Source organism: Leisingera sp. ANG1 (assembly GCF_000203975.2).
Taxonomy (GTDB): domain Bacteria; phylum Pseudomonadota; class Alphaproteobacteria; order Rhodobacterales; family Rhodobacteraceae; genus Leisingera.
The window spans coordinates 448968-464638 of the sequence record NZ_AFCF02000006.1 but is presented as its reverse complement, the minus strand read 5'-3'; the positions used below and the strand labels follow the sequence as shown (position 1 = coordinate 464638).

Sequence of the window (15671 nt, the reverse complement as noted above, 5' to 3'; positions counted from 1 at the left end):
GGCTGCCGAGGCGAAGGGCTCCGCCCATCACCTGCAGGCGCGGGAGCCTCCGCCTTTAAGTCCAGATCATGCTCCGCTGTCGGTCCTGTCTGCCGCAGTGCCGCCCGGCCGGTTGACCACGCGCACCGCAGTTGCTGTAAGACCTCATGCACATCTTCCTCCCCATCGCCGAGGTCTCGGTCAACTTTCTGCTGCTCTTGGGCATTGGCGGCGCTGTCGGGGTTCTCTCGGGCATGTTCGGGGTCGGCGGCGGCTTCCTGATTACGCCGCTCTTGTTCCTGATCGGCATCCCGCCGGGGGTTGCAGTGGCCACCTCCGCCAATCAGGTGGTGGCCTCTTCCGTATCTGGCCTGATGGCGCATTTCCGGCGCCGCACCGTGGATCTGAAGATGGGCTATGTACTGCTGGGCGGCGGCCTCATGGGGGCTGCCCTGGGAATGGCCGTTTTCAACTGGCTCAAGAAGCTGGGCCAGGTCGATCTGGCGGTGCAGCTGTGCTATGTGCTGTTCCTCGGCGTGATCGGCGCGCTGATGTTTATCGAAAGCGTCAATGCAATCCGCAGGGCCCGCCAGGCTGGCGGCGCCCCCGCCTACAAACGGCGCCAGCGGTCCTGGGTGCATGCCCTGCCCTACAAGATGCGGTTCAAAGCCTCTGGTCTCTATATCTCCGTGATCCCGCCCGCGCTGGTCGGCTTTGGCGTCGGCATCCTGTCGGCAATCATGGGCGTCGGCGGCGGCTTCATCATGGTGCCTGCGATGATCTACATCCTCGGCATGCCGACCAAGGTCGTGATCGGCACCTCGCTGTTCCAGATCATCTTTGTCGCCGGGTTCACCACGGTGATGCACGCCACCACCAATTACACCGTCGACGTGGTGCTGGCGCTGTTCCTGCTGATCGGCGGCGTTGCGGGCGCCCAGCTTGGCACCGTGATCGGCGCCAAGCTGAAGGCGGAACAGCTGCGGGTGCTGCTGGCGCTGCTGGTGCTGTCAGTCTCAATCAAGATCGGCTTTGAGCTGCTGCTGGAACCCGCCGACCTGTTTTCCCTGACCGTACTTAACTTGCCGTGACCCGCAGGATCGGCAGCAATAAGTCCAGTTTGCAACGGCAAATCAGTCCTGCACGCTGCAGAGCGGCATAGATCATTGATTTTTGATATGACTGCGGTCTAACAAAGAACATGCAGATATACCTTCCCATAGCTGAGGTCTCGGTCAATGCCTTCCTTCTCCTGGGCCTTGGGGGAATGGTCGGGGTTCTCTCGGGCATGTTCGGAGTTGGCGGCGGCTTCCTGATGACGCCGCTTTTGTTTTTCATCGGCATCCCGCCTGCGGTGGCGGTGGCGACAGAGGCGAACCAGATTGTCGCCTCCTCCTTCTCCGGCGTGCTGGCGCATTTCCGAAGGCGGACGGTCGATATCAAGATGGGGCTGGTGCTGCAGGCCGGCGGTCTGATGGGCGCGGCCCTGGGGGTTGTGGTGTTCAACTACCTCAAGGCGCTCGGCCAGGTCGACCTGCTGGTCAAGCTTTGCTACGTCGTCTTCCTGGGCGTGGTCGGCGGGCTGATGTTCATCGAAAGCCTGAATGCGATCCGCAAGTCCAAGAAAGCAGGCGGCGCTGCCCCTGCCCCGCGCCGCCAGCGCGGCTGGGTACATGCGCTGCCGTTCAAGATGCGGTTCCGCACCTCGGGCCTCTATATCTCGGTGATCCCGCCCGTTCTGGTTGGCGTCTGCGTTGGTATCCTGGCTGCGATCATGGGTGTCGGCGGCGGTTTCATCATGGTGCCTGCGATGATCTATATCCTTGGAATGCCGACCAAGGTGGTTGTCGGCACCTCACTGTTCCAGATTATCCTGGTCACTGGCTTCACCACCATGCTGCATGCCACCACCAACTATACCGTGGACATCGTTCTGGCGGTTCTGCTGCTGGTCGGCGGCGTGATCGGCGCCCAGATCGGCACCCGTATCGGGGTCTACCTCAAGGCCGAACAGCTGCGCATCCTGCTGGCGCTGATGGTCATCGCCGTCTGCGCAAAATTGGGCCTCGACCTCTTGCTGCAACCGGCTGAGCTGTTCTCGCTCGGCGACGCAGGAGGCCACTGATATGCGCAAACTTTTGCTCTCAGCACTTACAGCCGCCGCGCTGGCGCTGCTGCCCCAATCCGCAGCCCAGGCCGCCAAGGAAGAGGTCGTTCTGGGCCTCAGCCAGGACCGGGTGGCGATCACCGCCACCTTTGACGGCTCTGAAATCCTGATCTTCGGCGCGGTCAAGCGCGAGGCTCCAATCCCCACCGACGAGCCGCTGGAGGTCATTGTCGCAGTTTCCGGCCCGGCGCCCTCCGTGATGGTGCGGCGCAAGGAGAAAAAGCTGGGCATCTGGGTCAACGTCGACAGCGTTCTGGTCGACTCGGCTCCTGCGTTCTACGCGGTTGCCACCAGCGCTCCATTTGCCCAGGTGCTGAACGACACCGAAGACCTGCGCTACCGGGTGTCGATCCGGCGCGCGATCCGCTCGGTGGGTGCTGCCATGCACATCCGCGGCGCCCAGGCCTTTGCCGATGCGGTAATGCGGATCCGCGAAAGGAACGGGCTCTACTCCCTGCGTGAAAACACCGTTGCGGTCGATCAGCAAACCTTGTTTCGCACCGCGATCGAGATGCCTGCAGACTTGACCGAAGGCGACTACCAGACCCGTATCTTCCTGACCCGCGGCGGCGAGGTGGTTTCGAGTTACGAGACCACCATCGACGTGCGTAAGGTGGGGCTGGAGCGGTTCCTGTTCTCGCTGTCGCGCGAGCAGCCGTTTCTTTATGGCCTGATGTCGCTGGCGATTGCGATTGCGGCCGGCTGGGGTGCCTCTGCTGCGTTCAGCCTGCTCAGGAACCGGTAAAGAGGCGCGCTGCGCGCCAGCGCAGCGCCACGCCCAATGGGAGCGGTGCATCCTGGATGCACCAGCGACGGGCGGGAGCGCTCAGCCGCGGCCGATATAGGGCATCTTGGTCGCCATCACTGTCATAAACTGAACATTGGCCTCCAGCGGCAGATTGGCCATGTGCAGCACGGATGCCGCCGCATCCTCCACCGCAAATGTATGCATCGGCTCAGCACACGGATTGGCATCGGCGTGGCGCTGGCTCAGGTCCTCAACCATCGGGGTGCGGGTATTGCCGATGTCGATCTGGCCGCAGGCGATATCAAAGGGGCGGCCATCCAGCGACAGGCTTTTGGTGAGGCCGGTAATGGCCGCCTTGGTCGCTGCATAAGGCGCCGAATGGGGCCGCGGCACGTAAGCAGCGATGGAGCCGTTATTGATGATCCGCCCGCCCTGCGGCGCCTGGTGGCGCATCTGGCGGAAGGCAGCGCGGGCAGTCAGGTACATGCCGGTGAGGTTCACGTTCACAGAGGCGAACCAGTCCTCCAGCGGGATCTCGTCGATGGTGCCAGGCGGGGTGAAGATACCCGCATTGTTGAACAGCACATCAAGCCGGCCCGCAGCCATGGCAAAGCTGTTCACCGCATGATCGACCGCCGCAGGATCAGTTACATCGGCGGGCAGGACATGAGCGTTCGTGTGGCCCATCGCCACGTCTTCAAGCCTCTCTGCCCGGCGTGCTGTCAGACCGACCTGCCAGCCCTCGGCCAGGAATAGTTCTGCAACAGCCCGGCCGATTCCGGAGCTGGCGCCGGTGATCAGGATTGATTTGCTCATGCCGGGGTCTCCTCCTGTGCTTCCAGCGTCAGCGCCGCGGCCGGCACCGCCCTGAGGTCATCCACCTGCAGCGGGCCGGAGGGTTTGGCCAGGCGGTTTCTGACCACCCAGATCAGCCGCTCCTGCGCCCGGGTGATCGCCACATAGGCCAGCCGTTTCCATAGGGGCTGGCCCGCCTCCACCCGGCCCATGCGGGCGGCGGCATAGATGTCGGGTGCAAAGACCTGGGTGGTATCCCATTGCGAGCCTTGCGCCTTGTGGATGGTCACCGCCGCGCCGTGCAGGAACGTGGCCCCCATGCGCGCGGCAAAGGGAATGAAGGGCTCTTCCTCGTCCGGTTTCTCAATTTTCACGATTGAGGCGGCAGAGACCTGCGGGTCCTCTGCGCCCATCACATGCAGGCGTGAAAACCCGGGCTTGCGGCCTGCCCCGAGGTAGATCACCTGCGCGCCCTTGATCAGCCCGCGGGCCTCCAGGTCCAGCCGCTTCTTGCGGTGTTTCATGGGCAGTTCGATACCGTCGCAGATCAGCGGCTCGCCAGCGATCAGCTGATCCTCCGGCGCACCATAGACGGTGCGGAAGGCGTTGATCAGCCGGATGCGGGTGTTGTTGCGCCAGACCAGCACCGGCGAGCGCGCCATCAGATCGACCTCTACCCGCTGGCCCCAGACCACACGCTCATCGCGGCGCGCCGTGTCCTCGATCATCCGCTCGAAATCCTCGAACCCCAGCTGCGGGTCTGCCAGCGCATGTGCCAGATCCAGGATCGGGTTGCCGGCCTCCTGCCGGTGGATGCGGTTCAGGATCAGCCGGCGCGGCTCCGGCAGCGCATCAAACACCATTGACCCCGACTGGTTCACCGGCGCCAGCTGGGCCGGATCGCCGAACAGGATCAGGTTCGGGAAAATCTCCTTCAGGTCTTCGAACTGTCGGTCGTCGAGCATCGAGGCTTCATCGACAAAACCGATGTCCAGCGGCTCCTCGCGCCGTTTCCAGCCGGTGATGAAGTCTGAGCCTCGCAAACCCGCGGCGGCCAGTGCGCCGGGAATGGATTTGTTTTTCTCGTAAAAGGCCGCCGCGCGTGCCAGCGCCTCCTCGGTCAGCCCCTCGATCTCGGGCTGTTCGCCCTGCCCCGCCAGCCATTCGGCGATCTTCTCGAACTCCGGATCATAGACCGGAGTATAGAGAATTCGGTGGATGGTGGTGGCCGGCACCCCGCGCAGGCGCAGCACGCTGGCGGCCTTGTTGGTTGGCGCCAGGATGGCCAGAGTGCGGCGGTCGTCGCCTTTCTTGCGGCTTTCGTAGTCGCCGGAGACCACCTCGACCCCCGACTGTTCCAGCGCCTTGTAAAGCTCTGCCAGAAGCAGGGTCTTGCCCGATCCTGCCTTGCCGATCACCGCCATCACCCCGGCGTCGCCGCGGGGCGGGTGCAACAGCCCGTCGTCAAGGTCCACCCCCGCCTGGCGCAGGAGCTCGGTCACGCTGTCATAAGCAGTGGCCTGGTCATCGGAAAACTGTACGGGCAGAGCTGTCATGGCGCGACCCTACAGCCGCGGGGCCGGGTCCGCCAGAGGCACCGGCCCCGGATTCCGTGTCTATCAGGCGGTAAGCGCCAAGGGTTCAGCCGCCCGCGCTCCGCCGAACGAACGATCGAACCAGAGCTGCGAAAGCTCCGGCGCGATGCCTGCCTTGGCGGCCACGTTCAGGTAGACCTCAGGCGCGTATTCCCAAAGCCCCAGGCAGATGCGCTCCCGCCCCTCTCCCTGGGTGCCGATCACCTCAGGGCTGAAGCCCAGGCTGCGGTAGATCCGCACCATGCGGCGGTCAAAGACACCGGCGAAATGCGCCACCGAGAAGTTGCGCATGATCTCCACCCCGCCCAGGGTCAGCGCCCCGGCCACGTTGCGGCCCGCCTCGCGCGACAGGCAGAACCGGGTGCATTCCCAGATCAGCGGGCTGCAAATCGGCACCCCTCCTGCCAAGTCCAGAAACACATCATTGACCATCACCGGGCCGGTGGTCGGCAGAAACCGCATGGAGCCGCCATGGCTGCCATCAGGCATTTCCCAGATCACATAAAGCGGGTCCAGCGCGTCATACTGGTCACGCTCCTCACCGTTGCAGTCAACCTGCACCTCCCAGCCCAGCCGGGTCCTGAACTGGTCTGCCCTGTCCCTGAACATCGAATGCGCCAGAAAAGCGTGGTTGTGAAGATCGCGGCCATAGACATAACGAAGCATGATTTAGTCCCCTTCTGGTTGAACAGTGAGGACAGGGTACGGCTATTAGGCACAATCTCAGAGTGTATTTGCGGTAGCTTTTTCGCCCTACCGTTAAATCACAATCAAACCGAGCGACATCGCCCGGGCAATTGCATGGGTGGTATTGATTGCGCCCAGCTTGAACCGGGCGCTTTCGATGTAGACGCGCAGCGTGTGCTCGGAGATCGACAGGGTCTTTGCCACCTGCGCACGGCTGTATCCGATCGCCAGAAAGGTCAGCGCGTCCACTTCCCTGGGCGACAGAGGCTGGGCCTGTTCCGGGGTACGCTCAGGTTCGAACTCCAGCGCTTTACGATTGAAGTAATGCGCCATCAGGATCATGTCACGGCTGTAGCGCTCAGTCAGCCTTTCCCAGGCCTCGTCATCGCAGTTGTGGCTTACGGTGAACACCGCGAATTGCCCGTTGGGGCCCCGGATCGGAATTGAGTAGCCCTGATTGCCGACCCCGTGCTCCAGCGCGTCTTTCAGAAACTCGCGCGCCGGTTTCGGCGACCAGTCCAGCCGCTTCCAGTCCACCGGGTGAAAGCGCTGGTAGCAGCCTGCGACGACCGGATCGACGCGGACATAGGCCTTTTCCTGATACCGCTCGACCCAAGTCTGCGGATAGGTGCCGAAGTAGTAGTGGTCGCCGGCGCTGTCGACCCAATGGTACATGGCATGGTCGACACCGAAGACGGTGCAGACCTGATCAATGATCTGCTGGAGACCATCCAGGGTATCTGTGGCGTCCAGCGCCTCCAGGATACGGTCCAGTTCTGCTTTGCCTGCCATGGGTCGCTTGCCGCCGTTGTTCGCTGCCTTGGTTCGGATATCTGCAATACCTGTAGCTTCAGGCATGACATATTTGCAGGGTTTTTGCAGCGCCTGCTTCCCCGAGGTCAATGGAAGCTTTTGACTTTCAGGTCAAAAAACGGATCCACGCCTGCCCGAAAGGCGCAATAACTTGCGTAAATGACGGAAATGACGCCTTTAATCTGCAGCCGGCAGCACCCCTCCCCCAAAATAGCGAGTACGCTGCAACTAAGCCGCTGAAATAGATAAATTTATAAATAAAATTTCCCGCGAATAGCCGGAGCGATTCGCGGGACCACTGTTTCATTTCAGCCGGCTGAGCCGGTCCGCCCTCAGGCGTCGAGCACATCCTGCAGGGTGCGCAGGCCGGTCGTCGGTGCCTGCACCAGCACTGACATGTTGCCAGGCAGGTGCTCGTTGCGCAGCATCTTCATGTGCGCTTCGGGCAGGTCGGCCCAGGTGAATACCTCGGACATGCAGGGGTCCAGGCGGCGCTCAACCATCAGCTTGTTGGCAGCCGCGGCCTGCTTGAGGTGGGCAAAGTGCGAGCCCTGCAGGCGCTTCTGGTGCATCCACATGTAGCGCACGTCGAAGGTCAGGTTATAGCCGGTGGTGCCAGCGCAGATCACAACCATGCCGCCCTTCTTCACCACGAAGGTGGAGACGGGGAAAGTGCTTTCGCCCGGATGCTCGAACACCATGTCGACGTTGTTGCCCTTGCCGGTGATGTCCCAGATCGCCTTGCCGAACTTGCGGGCCTCCTTGAACCACTCGGCATATTCCGGTGTGTTCACGGTGGGAAGCTGGCCCCAGCAGTTAAAGTCCTTGCGGTTCAGCACGCCCTTGGCACCCAAGCCCATGACAAAGTCGCGCTTGCTTTCGTCGGAGATCACACCGATGGCATTGGCGCCAGCGGTATTAATCAGCTGGATCGCATAAGAGCCGAGGCCTCCCGAAGCGCCCCAGACCAGCACGTTCTGGCCCGGCTTCAGGTCATGCGGCTCATGTCCGAACAGCATCCGGTAGGCAGTGGCCAGCGTCAGCGTGTAGCAGGCGCTTTCTTCCCAGGTCAGGTGCTTGGGGCGCGGCATCAGCTGCTGGGCCTGCACGTTGGTGAACTGGGCAAAGGAGCCGTCCGGGGTCTCGTAGCCCCAGATCCGCTGGCTGGGGGAGTACATCGGGTCGCCGCCGTTGCATTCCTCGTCGTCGCCATCGTCCTGGTTGCAGTGGATGACCACCTCGTCGCCAACCTTCCAGCGGGTGACCTTGGAGCCCACCGCCCAGACGATGCCCGAAGCATCGGACCCGGCAATGTGATAAGGCGCCTTGTGGCCGTCAAACGGCGAGATCGGCTTGCCCAGCGAAGCCCAGACGCCATTGTAGTTGACGCCCGCCGCCATCACCAGGACCAGCACCTCGTTGCTGTCCAGTTCCGGCACATCGACCACTTCCTGCTGCATCGCGGTGTTCGGCTCGCCGTGGCGCTCCTTGCGGATGGCCCATGCGTACATCTTCTTGGGCACAAAGCCCATCGGAGGAATTTCCCCCAGCTCATAGAGATCTTTCTCGGGCGCCTCGTACGACATGACGTCAGTCTGGGTATCCAATGCCATGATGGCCTCCTTTGCATCCTGTTCTTTGCCGCGGTGCAGAATCGCAGCGGTTACCTGATGGATAGGATCGGGAAAGTAATATTGCAACCACTTTTGCGGCGTTTGGGTAATTTTATGACCCAGCGGATGCAGCATTGTCTTTAGCAGGTGCAGAAAAATCACTGCTTCCGCCAGGCAGATCACTGTCTTCTGGCAGCAGATGACGGATCGAATTGGCGTAAAACGCCAGCAAATCCTGGCGGTCTGCTGCGGGCGCAATCTGTCCCCCGGTTTCGATGATCAGGCCCCGCCTCTGCAAAATATTCAGCGCCATGCCAGCCGCATAAGACAGGTTTTCCTTGGGGAGATGAACATGCGCCAGCGGTACCGCCGCGATCAGATCTTCCAGCCGGTGCTCGATTGCTGCGCGGCTGAGGGGACCGTGCCGCAATAGAACAGCAGCAATCATCGGCACCGGCAGCACCGGGACAATCGCACTGATCCGTTGCATCAGCTCCCGCGCCAGCGGCTTGGTGATGTCGCCCTGCCGCCCGGCGCCAAACCCGGCGAGGCTGAGAGGCCGGCCAAAGTTCACCGCCGCATAGCCCGCCCGGCGGTAGCGGCCGGTCATCCACAGCCACAACTGCCGCAAGAGCCGCAGCGCCACCAGCCCGATCCGGGCCTTGAACCGCCGATCGCCTGCCTTGGCAGCAGAGGTCAGAATGCGGTCTTCCAGCACCCGGTCGTAATTCAGCGCCACCGGCACAAAGACCACATCACGCCGGTCCGGATCATAGCCCTCAACAATGTATTTCAGCAGCCCGAGCCGCGGCGCAGCCAGGGCGCCGTCCAAGCTAAGGCCGCCCTCTGGGAACATCGCCTGCGTGGACCCGCCGAGGGTGGCCAGACGCACATAGGCTGCCAGCACTTTGCGGTAGAGGTCGTTGCGCGAACGCCGCCGGATGAAGTAAGCGCCCATCGCCCGGATCAGGCGGCTAAGCGGCCAAACACGTGCCCACTCCCCTACCGCGTAAGACAGGGCTGAGCGTTCCGCCGCCAGGTAGGTGACCAGCACGTAATCCATGTTGGACCGGTGGTTCATCACAAAGACCACAGTGGCATTGGGATCGATGGCGCGCAGCGCTTCCTCGTCCTGGTGGCCCAGCCGCACCCGGTAGACCGCATTGGACAGGAACCGCGCCGCCCGGATCGCCAGGCTGAAATAGGCAAAGGCGGAAAACCCCGGCACGATCTCACGCGCGTAGCGGCGCACCTGCTCAAACGCCACGTTCTCCGGGATGCCTTCTGCCGCGGCATGGTCCGCCGCCGCCTGCGCCACATGCGGATCATGGATCAGCCGCTGGATCATGTCATGGCGCCGCGCCAGCTTGAACGGCTCTATCGGGCGTTCCAGCCGTTTGTTCAGCCGTGCCACTGCCCGTTCCAGCCGCCGCCGGAAGAACCAGCGCACCGAGGGGAACAGAAAATGCGACGCAAAGGTCACCGCGGCAAAACCCACGATCAGCATGAATAGCCACAGCGGCAGTTCCACGGTTTGCGTCATGAGAGAACAGTTGCGCATGGCAACCGCCTTGACAAGCACCAAGCCACCCGGGCTTCCCGCCGCAGAAGCGGAATTGCCGCAACGCAGCGAATTGACATGGGTCGAAAATTGCAGTTTACATCTGCGTGACGAAATAAAATTACCGCCACACTGACTCGCGAGGCCCGACATGCCGCAGATGCAAAAAGACCGCCCCTGGCTGATCCGCACCTATGCCGGCCATTCCACGGCATCGGCATCCAATGCGCTTTACCGCGCTAACCTGGCGAAGGGGCAGACCGGCCTGTCCGTCGCCTTCGACCTGCCGACCCAGACCGGCTATGACAGCGACCATGTGCTGGCCCGCGGCGAAGTGGGCAAGGTTGGCGTGCCTGTCTGCCACCTGGGCGATATGCGGGCGCTGTTCGATCAGATCCCGCTGGAGCAGATGAACACCTCGATGACCATCAATGCGACCGCACCCTGGCTGCTGTCGCTGTATATCGCGGTGGCAGAGGAACAAGGCGCTGATGTGTCGAAACTGCAGGGCACGGTGCAGAACGACCTGATCAAGGAATACCTCAGCCGCGGCACCTATGTCTGCCCGCCCAAGCCCAGCCTCAAGATGATCGCGGATGTGGCGGAGTACTGCTACACCAACGTGCCCAAGTGGAACCCGATGAACGTCTGCTCCTACCACCTGCAGGAGGCTGGCGCGACGCCGGAGCAGGAGCTGGCCTTTGCCCTGGCGACCGCGCAGGCGGTGCTGGACGAGCTGAAACCGCGCATCGCGCCGGAGGATTTCCCGGCCATGGTCGGCCGCATCTCCTTCTTTGTGAATGCGGGCATCCGGTTCGTCACTGAAATGTGCAAGATGCGCGCCTTTGTCGATCTGTGGGATGAGATTTGCGAGAAACGCTATGGCGTCGCCGACCCCAAGTTCCGCCGCTTCCGCTATGGCGTGCAGGTGAACTCGCTGGGGCTGACAGAGCAGCAGCCGGAAAACAACGTCTACCGGATCCTGATCGAGATGCTGGCGGTGACTTTGTCCAAGAAAGCCCGTGCCCGCGCGGTGCAACTGCCCGCCTGGAACGAGGCACTTGGCCTGCCCCGCCCCTGGGACCAGCAGTGGTCGATGCGGATGCAGCAGATACTGGCGTATGAAACCGACCTTCTGGAATATGGCGACCTGTTTGACGGCAACCCTGCAGTTGATGCCAAGGTGGAGGAGCTGAAGGACGGCGCCCGCGCCGAACTGGCCAACCTGGAATCGATGGGCGGTGCCGTCGCCTCCATCGAATACATGAAGGGCCGCCTGGTCGATTCCAACGCCGAACGGCTGAACCGGATCGAAAAGAACGAGACCGTGGTGGTCGGCGTCAATAAGTGGACCGAGGGCGAACCCTCGCCGCTGCAGACCGAAGACGGCGGCATCATGGTGGTCGACCCGGCGGTGGAGCAGGAACAGATCAGCCGCCTGAACGACTGGCGCGGCGAGCGTGACAATGACGCGGTGCAGTCGGCGCTGGCCGCCCTGCGCGCCGCAGCGCAAAGCGGCGCGAATATCATGGAACCCTCGATTGCTGCCGCCAAGGCCGGCGTCACCACCGGTGAATGGGCTGAAGAAATGCGCAAGGTCCACGGCACCTACCGCGGCCCGACCGGCGTATCAGCATCGGTGTCGAACAAGACCGAAGGCCTTGACGACCTGCGCGATGCGGTCAACGCCGTCAGCGATGTCTTGGGCCGCCGCATCAAATTCGTGGTCGGCAAGCCGGGGCTGGACGGCCACTCCAACGGCGCCGAGCAGATCGCCTTCCGCGCCCGCGATTGCGGCATGGACATCACCTATGACGGCATCCGCATGACGCCCGCCGAACTGGTGGAGGCGGCGCAAACGGACGACGCCCATGTGGTTGGTCTGTCGATCCTGTCCGGCAGCCACCTGCCGCTGGTGGAGGAGATGATGCAGCGCATGCGTGACGCCGGGCTGGCTCATATTCCTGTGGTCGTGGGCGGCATCATCCCGGACGAGGACGCGCAAAAGCTGAAATCAATGGGGGTCGCACGCGTCTACACCCCCAAGGATTTTGAGCTGAATTCAATTATGAGCGATATTGTCGACCTGGCAAAACCACCGGAACTTGCAGTGAATTGATATTATTTGGGCAGTTTTCTGCAAACCGCTAAAAAAGATGCTGAAATGCGTCTGGCATTCGGTCCATAAGAAATGACATACCGGCATTTCCGGTGTGTCATTTTATAAATGGAGTTCAGAATGACCTTCGATCTTTCGGCAATGAGCAGAAAAGAGCTTCTCCAGCTGCAAAGCGATGTTGATAAAGCATTGCAGGAAGCAGAACTGCGCGAGCGTCAGGAAGCCCTGAAAGCCGCCGAAGAAGCCGCTGCCAAATACGGTTTTTCGCTGGATGAAATCGCCAATGCATCGCGTCAGGGCGCCAAGAAGACCAAGGCAGCCCCGAAATACCGCAACCCGAACAATCCCGAAGAAACCTGGACCGGCCGGGGCCGGAAGCCGCATTGGGTGCATGCCGCGCTGACCGCCGGCATGGACATTTCCGACCTGGAAATCTGAGGCGGCAGCGGAGCAAGGCCATGACCATTCATATTGGCGCCGCACCGGGCGATATTGCCGAAACCGTCCTGATGCCCGGCGACCCCTACCGGGCAAAATGGGCAGCTGAAACCTTTTTACAGGATGCCAAGCTGGTCAACGAAGTGCGGGGGATGCTGGGCTATACCGGCACTTGGAACGGCCATCGCGTCACCATCCAGGGCAGCGGCATGGGCATGCCCTCGCTGTCGATCTACGCCAATGAGCTGATCCGCGACTACGGCGCAAAAACCCTGATCCGCATCGGCTCCTGCGGCGGCATGCAGGACAAGGTAAAGGTGCGCGATGTGATCCTGGCGATGACGGCCAGCACCGTGAACAGCCCCTCCAGCGGCATTTTCCGAGAGCTGAACTTTGCCCCCTGCGCCGATTGGGGCCTGCTGCAGGCGGCTGCAACTGCGGCAGCCAAACGCGGCTCCGCGACCCATATCGGCGGCCTTTACTCCTCGGACGTGTTTTACGACGAACGCCCGGACCTGAACGAGCAGATGGTCCGCCACGGCATCCTCGGCGTTGAGATGGAAGCCGCAGAGCTCTACACGCTTGCGGCCCGTCACGGCTGCCGGGCGCTGGCGGTGCTGACGGTCTCTGACCATCTGGGCACCGGCGAAGCCCTGCCCTCCGATCAGCGGGAGCGCAGCTTTGGCGACATGGTGGAAATTGCCTTGGAGGCAGCGTTCAGCTGACGCCACGTAATTTCGATTTACGGCTTTCCCAAGGACAGCGGTTATTCCGCTGTCCTTTTCTTTTTGGGAGCTCGGGAAATTCACAAGGTGCGATTGTTCACGCCGCCCTGAATTTCAGCAAGACCTCTGGCCAAAATAACTTTTGACCGGTTTTACTTGCACCCGTGGCTGCGGTCATACCCATTTGGAGGCGGGCTTTTCCAATCGCCAAGCGCGCCCTCTGCCGGGGCAAAAACTTCGACCAGCATCGGGTAACAGGCGGCGGTATCGCTGGAATGCTCTGCTGAACAATCCCCGCCCGGACAGGCGCTAAGGCAGCCCAAAAGGTCGATCTCGGCAAAAAACTCCAGGTAATCGCCGGGCCGCACCGGGCTGGCTTTCATGAAGTACTGGCCGGTATCGCGGGTGAAACCGGTGCACATGAAGACATTCAGGACGTCATGCACATGCGGCTCCGCCTCTGCCGGGGAGACACCCAGATGATCCGCCAGCGCCCGGGTCAGGTTGGAATGGCAGCAATGGTGGTACTGGCTGCCTGCCAGCAGATTTCCGGTATAGGGGTCGCAACGGGTGCCGATCACGTCATGCACCGAACCGCCGAACTCATCAATGCCGTACCAGCCCAGCGCGTCCTCAACGATGGTTGCCATCGGCCGCAGATGCGGGAAGCTGGTCCACATCCGTTCGCCGGTGGTGATATGGGTGCCGTGCAGGGCGCGGGTCTTGCCGGAATAGAAGCGTTCGCTCAGGTCATGCCTGTTCCACAGGTTCAAATCGCCCACCTGCGGCCCATCGATTGAGGTGATACGGAAGAAATGCCCGGCGGGCACTTCGAAACAGGCGGCATCGCGGGGCGGCACCCGTACCTCGCGGGTCTTTACCGCCCCTTCCCGCGCCTGCCTGTAGAGCGCCAGATCAGGCACCGGCAGTGTCTCGTTCGGGTAGCAGATCACTGGCTTGACGGCGCGGCGGGCATCTGCGTCGGCGGGATCAGCGGGTGTGCTGGGCATTGGGGCAAACCTTCCTGTTCGTTTGCCCCATCAAGACCGCATCGCTGACTTGGCGCAAGCCCCTCTCGGCGCAGGTGCGGAATTGGGCCGTTTCATCCGGAACTGAACAGCCAAATCCACGGCGCAGCCGGTGCGCCTGCAGGCGCGGGAGTCCCGCTTAGCCTCGACGCTGCGGATTACGGCAAATGCGGGGAGCGGCGTCACCCGGTTCAACGGCCCCGCAAGAGATACAGCGCCACTGCCCCTCGGACTTCATCTGCCGCCAGCGGCAATTGCGGGTTAGATCCATCGCGCGGTGGCGCCAAAGGAAGTAGCAAAAGACTCCAACAGCAAGGACGGCAACAAGTATCATTGGGCCTGTCTAGCCCTGTCCTGCCGCCCCTTCAAACGCAAAACCCGGCACTGCAGGGCACCCCGGATCAAGCCGCCTGATAGTATTCGAACAGCTGGTCCTGACGCCATTCCTGCACTGCTGCCACCGGCGGTTCAGGGATGTAATAGGCATAGGCCTGCTCCAGCGCTTCCAGTGCAGCGCGGGCGGCCTTTGCTTGCTGCTCTTCCAGGGTTTCAACGGGTTTCATCGGGCGGTCTCCTTACTTGCGGCACCATCCTCCCTTAGGTGGCAGGGTATCCGCTGGCGCCGCCCGGCGCACCGGATGTTTTTGCAGGCTTGCCATGCAGTTGCTGCAATCCGCTGCGCTGTCCGCGGCTCAGCCGATCAGCAAGTGCCCGGCCAGCCCCAGCGCAAACCCCGCGACCGCCCCCAGCGCCGGTGCGCTGCTGCGGCTGCTGTGCGCCTTGGGCGCGATGTCCTGAAACAGCAGGTAAAGGATGCCGCCCGCGGCAAAGATCATGATCCCGCCAAGCACCGCATGAGCTTCCGCCAGCCAGAAAAGCCCCGCAAGCGCGCAGGCAGGCCCCAAGGCAGCCAGCCCCAGAAACAGCAGCAGCACGTGCCAGGCCGGGCTGTCACCGCTCCAGACTTCGCGGAAGGCGGCAAATCCCTCAGGCAGGTTCTGCAGGAAGATCATCAGCGCCAGCAGCTTGGCAGTTGCGGCATCCGCCACCAGCATCGCCCCCAGCGCCATAGCCTCCGGCAGGTAATCCAGCAGCATTGCCAGCAGCAGGGCGCCGCTGCCGCCATGGCGCTGCAAGAGGGTATCGACCAGATAGAAAACCAAACCGCCCGCAGCAAACAGGCCAACCGCCCAGGCGGCTGGCAGCGCCCCGGCCGCTTCCGGCACCAGAACCAGCGCCACGGCTGAGGCCAGCGCGCCGCCGCCAAAGGCCGCAATAGTGTGCAGCACCCGGTTGCGCAGCACCGGGTTGCTGATGTGCTCGCACCAAGCCAGAAGCCCGCCCAGCGGCATCGAAAGCCCGGCAATACCGGCAAGCAGAATGGCATAAAAATGCGGTTGCAT

The 15671-nt window shown here is 62.4% G+C and carries 15 protein-coding genes; 6 read left to right on the top strand and 9 right to left on the bottom strand.

The features are described 5' to 3' along the window. The first annotated feature begins 146 nt into the window (after nucleotides 1-146). From GC1_RS11765 to GC1_RS11755, 3 genes are all read left to right on the top strand, one after another. A complete protein-coding gene (locus GC1_RS11765; protein ID WP_019297040.1) occupies nucleotides 147-1070 on the top strand; it encodes a sulfite exporter TauE/SafE family protein in 924 nt (307 codons plus the stop codon). A 110-nt stretch (nucleotides 1071-1180) separates the two neighbouring features. After that, nucleotides 1181-2104 (top strand): sulfite exporter TauE/SafE family protein, encoded by a 924-nt coding sequence (locus tag GC1_RS11760; protein ID WP_019297041.1) that lies wholly within the window; start codon nucleotides 1181-1183, stop codon nucleotides 2102-2104. A 1-nt stretch (nucleotide 2105) separates the two neighbouring features. Beyond that, a complete protein-coding gene (locus tag GC1_RS11755) occupies nucleotides 2106-2891 on the top strand; it encodes a TIGR02186 family protein (protein ID WP_019297042.1) in 786 nt (261 codons plus the stop codon). Nucleotides 2892-2972: 81 nt separating this feature from the next. Here GC1_RS11755 and GC1_RS11750 read toward each other — a convergent pair whose 3' ends face one another. From GC1_RS11750 to GC1_RS11725, 6 genes are all read right to left on the bottom strand, one after another. Next, entirely contained in the window at nucleotides 2973-3710 is a 738-nt protein-coding gene (locus tag GC1_RS11750; RefSeq protein ID WP_019297043.1) for an SDR family oxidoreductase, read from the bottom strand. After that, nucleotides 3707-5245 (bottom strand): ATP-dependent DNA helicase, encoded by a 1539-nt coding sequence (locus tag GC1_RS11745; protein ID WP_019297044.1) that lies wholly within the window; start codon nucleotides 5243-5245, stop codon nucleotides 3707-3709. The genes GC1_RS11750 and GC1_RS11745 overlap by 4 nt, the downstream gene beginning before the upstream one ends. A gap of 63 nt (nucleotides 5246-5308) precedes the next feature. Continuing rightward, nucleotides 5309-5950, bottom strand: a complete 642-nt coding sequence (locus tag GC1_RS11740) for an acyl-homoserine-lactone synthase (protein WP_019297045.1) — start codon at nucleotides 5948-5950, stop codon at nucleotides 5309-5311. Between the two features lie 93 nt (nucleotides 5951-6043). Beyond that, nucleotides 6044-6763, bottom strand: a complete 720-nt coding sequence (locus GC1_RS11735; RefSeq protein ID WP_029204893.1) for a helix-turn-helix transcriptional regulator — start codon at nucleotides 6761-6763, stop codon at nucleotides 6044-6046. Between the two features lie 353 nt (nucleotides 6764-7116). Continuing rightward, nucleotides 7117-8397 carry a crotonyl-CoA carboxylase/reductase gene (gene ccrA / locus GC1_RS11730; protein ID WP_029204894.1) on the bottom strand — a complete coding sequence of 427 codons (1281 nt, stop codon included), beginning with the start codon at nucleotides 8395-8397 and terminating at the stop codon, nucleotides 7117-7119. A gap of 112 nt (nucleotides 8398-8509) precedes the next feature. Continuing rightward, entirely contained in the window at nucleotides 8510-9940 is a 1431-nt protein-coding gene (locus GC1_RS11725; RefSeq protein ID WP_029204895.1) for a 1-acyl-sn-glycerol-3-phosphate acyltransferase, read from the bottom strand. A 169-nt stretch (nucleotides 9941-10109) separates the two neighbouring features. On the opposite strand from GC1_RS11725, the gene GC1_RS11720 reads away from it, so the two are divergent. The 3 genes from GC1_RS11720 to deoD all read left to right on the top strand — a co-directional run bounded on the left by GC1_RS11720 (nucleotide 10110) and on the right by deoD (nucleotide 13240). After that, nucleotides 10110-12077: a protein meaA gene (locus tag GC1_RS11720; RefSeq protein WP_019297049.1), complete on the top strand. Its 1968-nt coding sequence runs from the start codon at nucleotides 10110-10112 to the stop codon at nucleotides 12075-12077. A 120-nt stretch (nucleotides 12078-12197) separates the two neighbouring features. Further along, a complete protein-coding gene (locus GC1_RS11715) occupies nucleotides 12198-12515 on the top strand; it encodes an H-NS histone family protein (RefSeq protein WP_019297050.1) in 318 nt (105 codons plus the stop codon). A gap of 20 nt (nucleotides 12516-12535) precedes the next feature. Beyond that, the gene (gene deoD / locus GC1_RS11710; RefSeq protein WP_019297051.1) at nucleotides 12536-13240 is read left to right on the top strand and encodes a purine-nucleoside phosphorylase; all 705 of its coding nucleotides are present in this window, start codon (nucleotides 12536-12538) and stop codon (nucleotides 13238-13240) included. A 152-nt stretch (nucleotides 13241-13392) separates the two neighbouring features. On the opposite strand, the gene GC1_RS11705 is transcribed toward deoD, so the two are convergent. From GC1_RS11705 to GC1_RS11700, 3 genes are all read right to left on the bottom strand, one after another. Beyond that, nucleotides 13393-14250: an urea carboxylase-associated family protein gene (locus GC1_RS11705; protein ID WP_019297052.1), complete on the bottom strand. Its 858-nt coding sequence runs from the start codon at nucleotides 14248-14250 to the stop codon at nucleotides 13393-13395. A 419-nt stretch (nucleotides 14251-14669) separates the two neighbouring features. Then, on the bottom strand, nucleotides 14670-14831 hold the full coding sequence (locus tag GC1_RS22715; RefSeq protein WP_019297053.1) for a hypothetical protein: 162 nt from the start codon (nucleotides 14829-14831) through the stop codon (nucleotides 14670-14672). 129 nt (nucleotides 14832-14960) lie between these two features. Further along, complete coding sequence (locus GC1_RS11700; protein ID WP_019297054.1) at nucleotides 14961-15671, bottom strand: ZIP family metal transporter; 711 nt, start codon at nucleotides 15669-15671, stop codon at nucleotides 14961-14963.

What these genes read in the sequence shown, in the direction of transcription:
- GC1_RS11765 (WP_019297040.1), top strand. Translation starts at nt 147, where the DNA reads ATGCACATCTTCCTCCCCATCGCCGAGGTCTCGGTCAACTTTCTGCTG.
- GC1_RS11760 (WP_019297041.1), top strand. Translation starts at nt 1,181, where the DNA reads ATGCAGATATACCTTCCCATAGCTGAGGTCTCGGTCAATGCCTTCCTT.
- GC1_RS11755 (WP_019297042.1), top strand. Translation starts at nt 2,106, where the DNA reads ATGCGCAAACTTTTGCTCTCAGCACTTACAGCCGCCGCGCTGGCGCTG.
- GC1_RS11750 (WP_019297043.1), bottom strand. Translation starts at nt 3,710, where the DNA reads ATGAGCAAATCAATCCTGATCACCGGCGCCAGCTCCGGAATCGGCCGG.
- GC1_RS11745 (WP_019297044.1), bottom strand. Translation starts at nt 5,245, where the DNA reads ATGACAGCTCTGCCCGTACAGTTTTCCGATGACCAGGCCACTGCTTAT.
- GC1_RS11740 (WP_019297045.1), bottom strand. Translation starts at nt 5,950, where the DNA reads ATGCTTCGTTATGTCTATGGCCGCGATCTTCACAACCACGCTTTTCTG.
- GC1_RS11735 (WP_029204893.1), bottom strand. Translation starts at nt 6,763, where the DNA reads ATGGCAGGCAAAGCAGAACTGGACCGTATCCTGGAGGCGCTGGACGCC.
- ccrA (WP_029204894.1), bottom strand. Translation starts at nt 8,397, where the DNA reads ATGGCATTGGATACCCAGACTGACGTCATGTCGTACGAGGCGCCCGAG.
- GC1_RS11725 (WP_029204895.1), bottom strand. Translation starts at nt 9,940, where the DNA reads ATGACGCAAACCGTGGAACTGCCGCTGTGGCTATTCATGCTGATCGTG.
- GC1_RS11720 (WP_019297049.1), top strand. Translation starts at nt 10,110, where the DNA reads ATGCCGCAGATGCAAAAAGACCGCCCCTGGCTGATCCGCACCTATGCC.
- GC1_RS11715 (WP_019297050.1), top strand. Translation starts at nt 12,198, where the DNA reads ATGACCTTCGATCTTTCGGCAATGAGCAGAAAAGAGCTTCTCCAGCTG.
- deoD (WP_019297051.1), top strand. Translation starts at nt 12,536, where the DNA reads ATGACCATTCATATTGGCGCCGCACCGGGCGATATTGCCGAAACCGTC.
- GC1_RS11705 (WP_019297052.1), bottom strand. Translation starts at nt 14,250, where the DNA reads ATGCCCAGCACACCCGCTGATCCCGCCGACGCAGATGCCCGCCGCGCC.
- GC1_RS22715 (WP_019297053.1), bottom strand. Translation starts at nt 14,831, where the DNA reads ATGAAACCCGTTGAAACCCTGGAAGAGCAGCAAGCAAAGGCCGCCCGC.
- GC1_RS11700 (WP_019297054.1), bottom strand. Translation starts at nt 15,671, where the DNA reads ATGCAACCGCATTTTTATGCCATTCTGCTTGCCGGTATTGCCGGGCTT.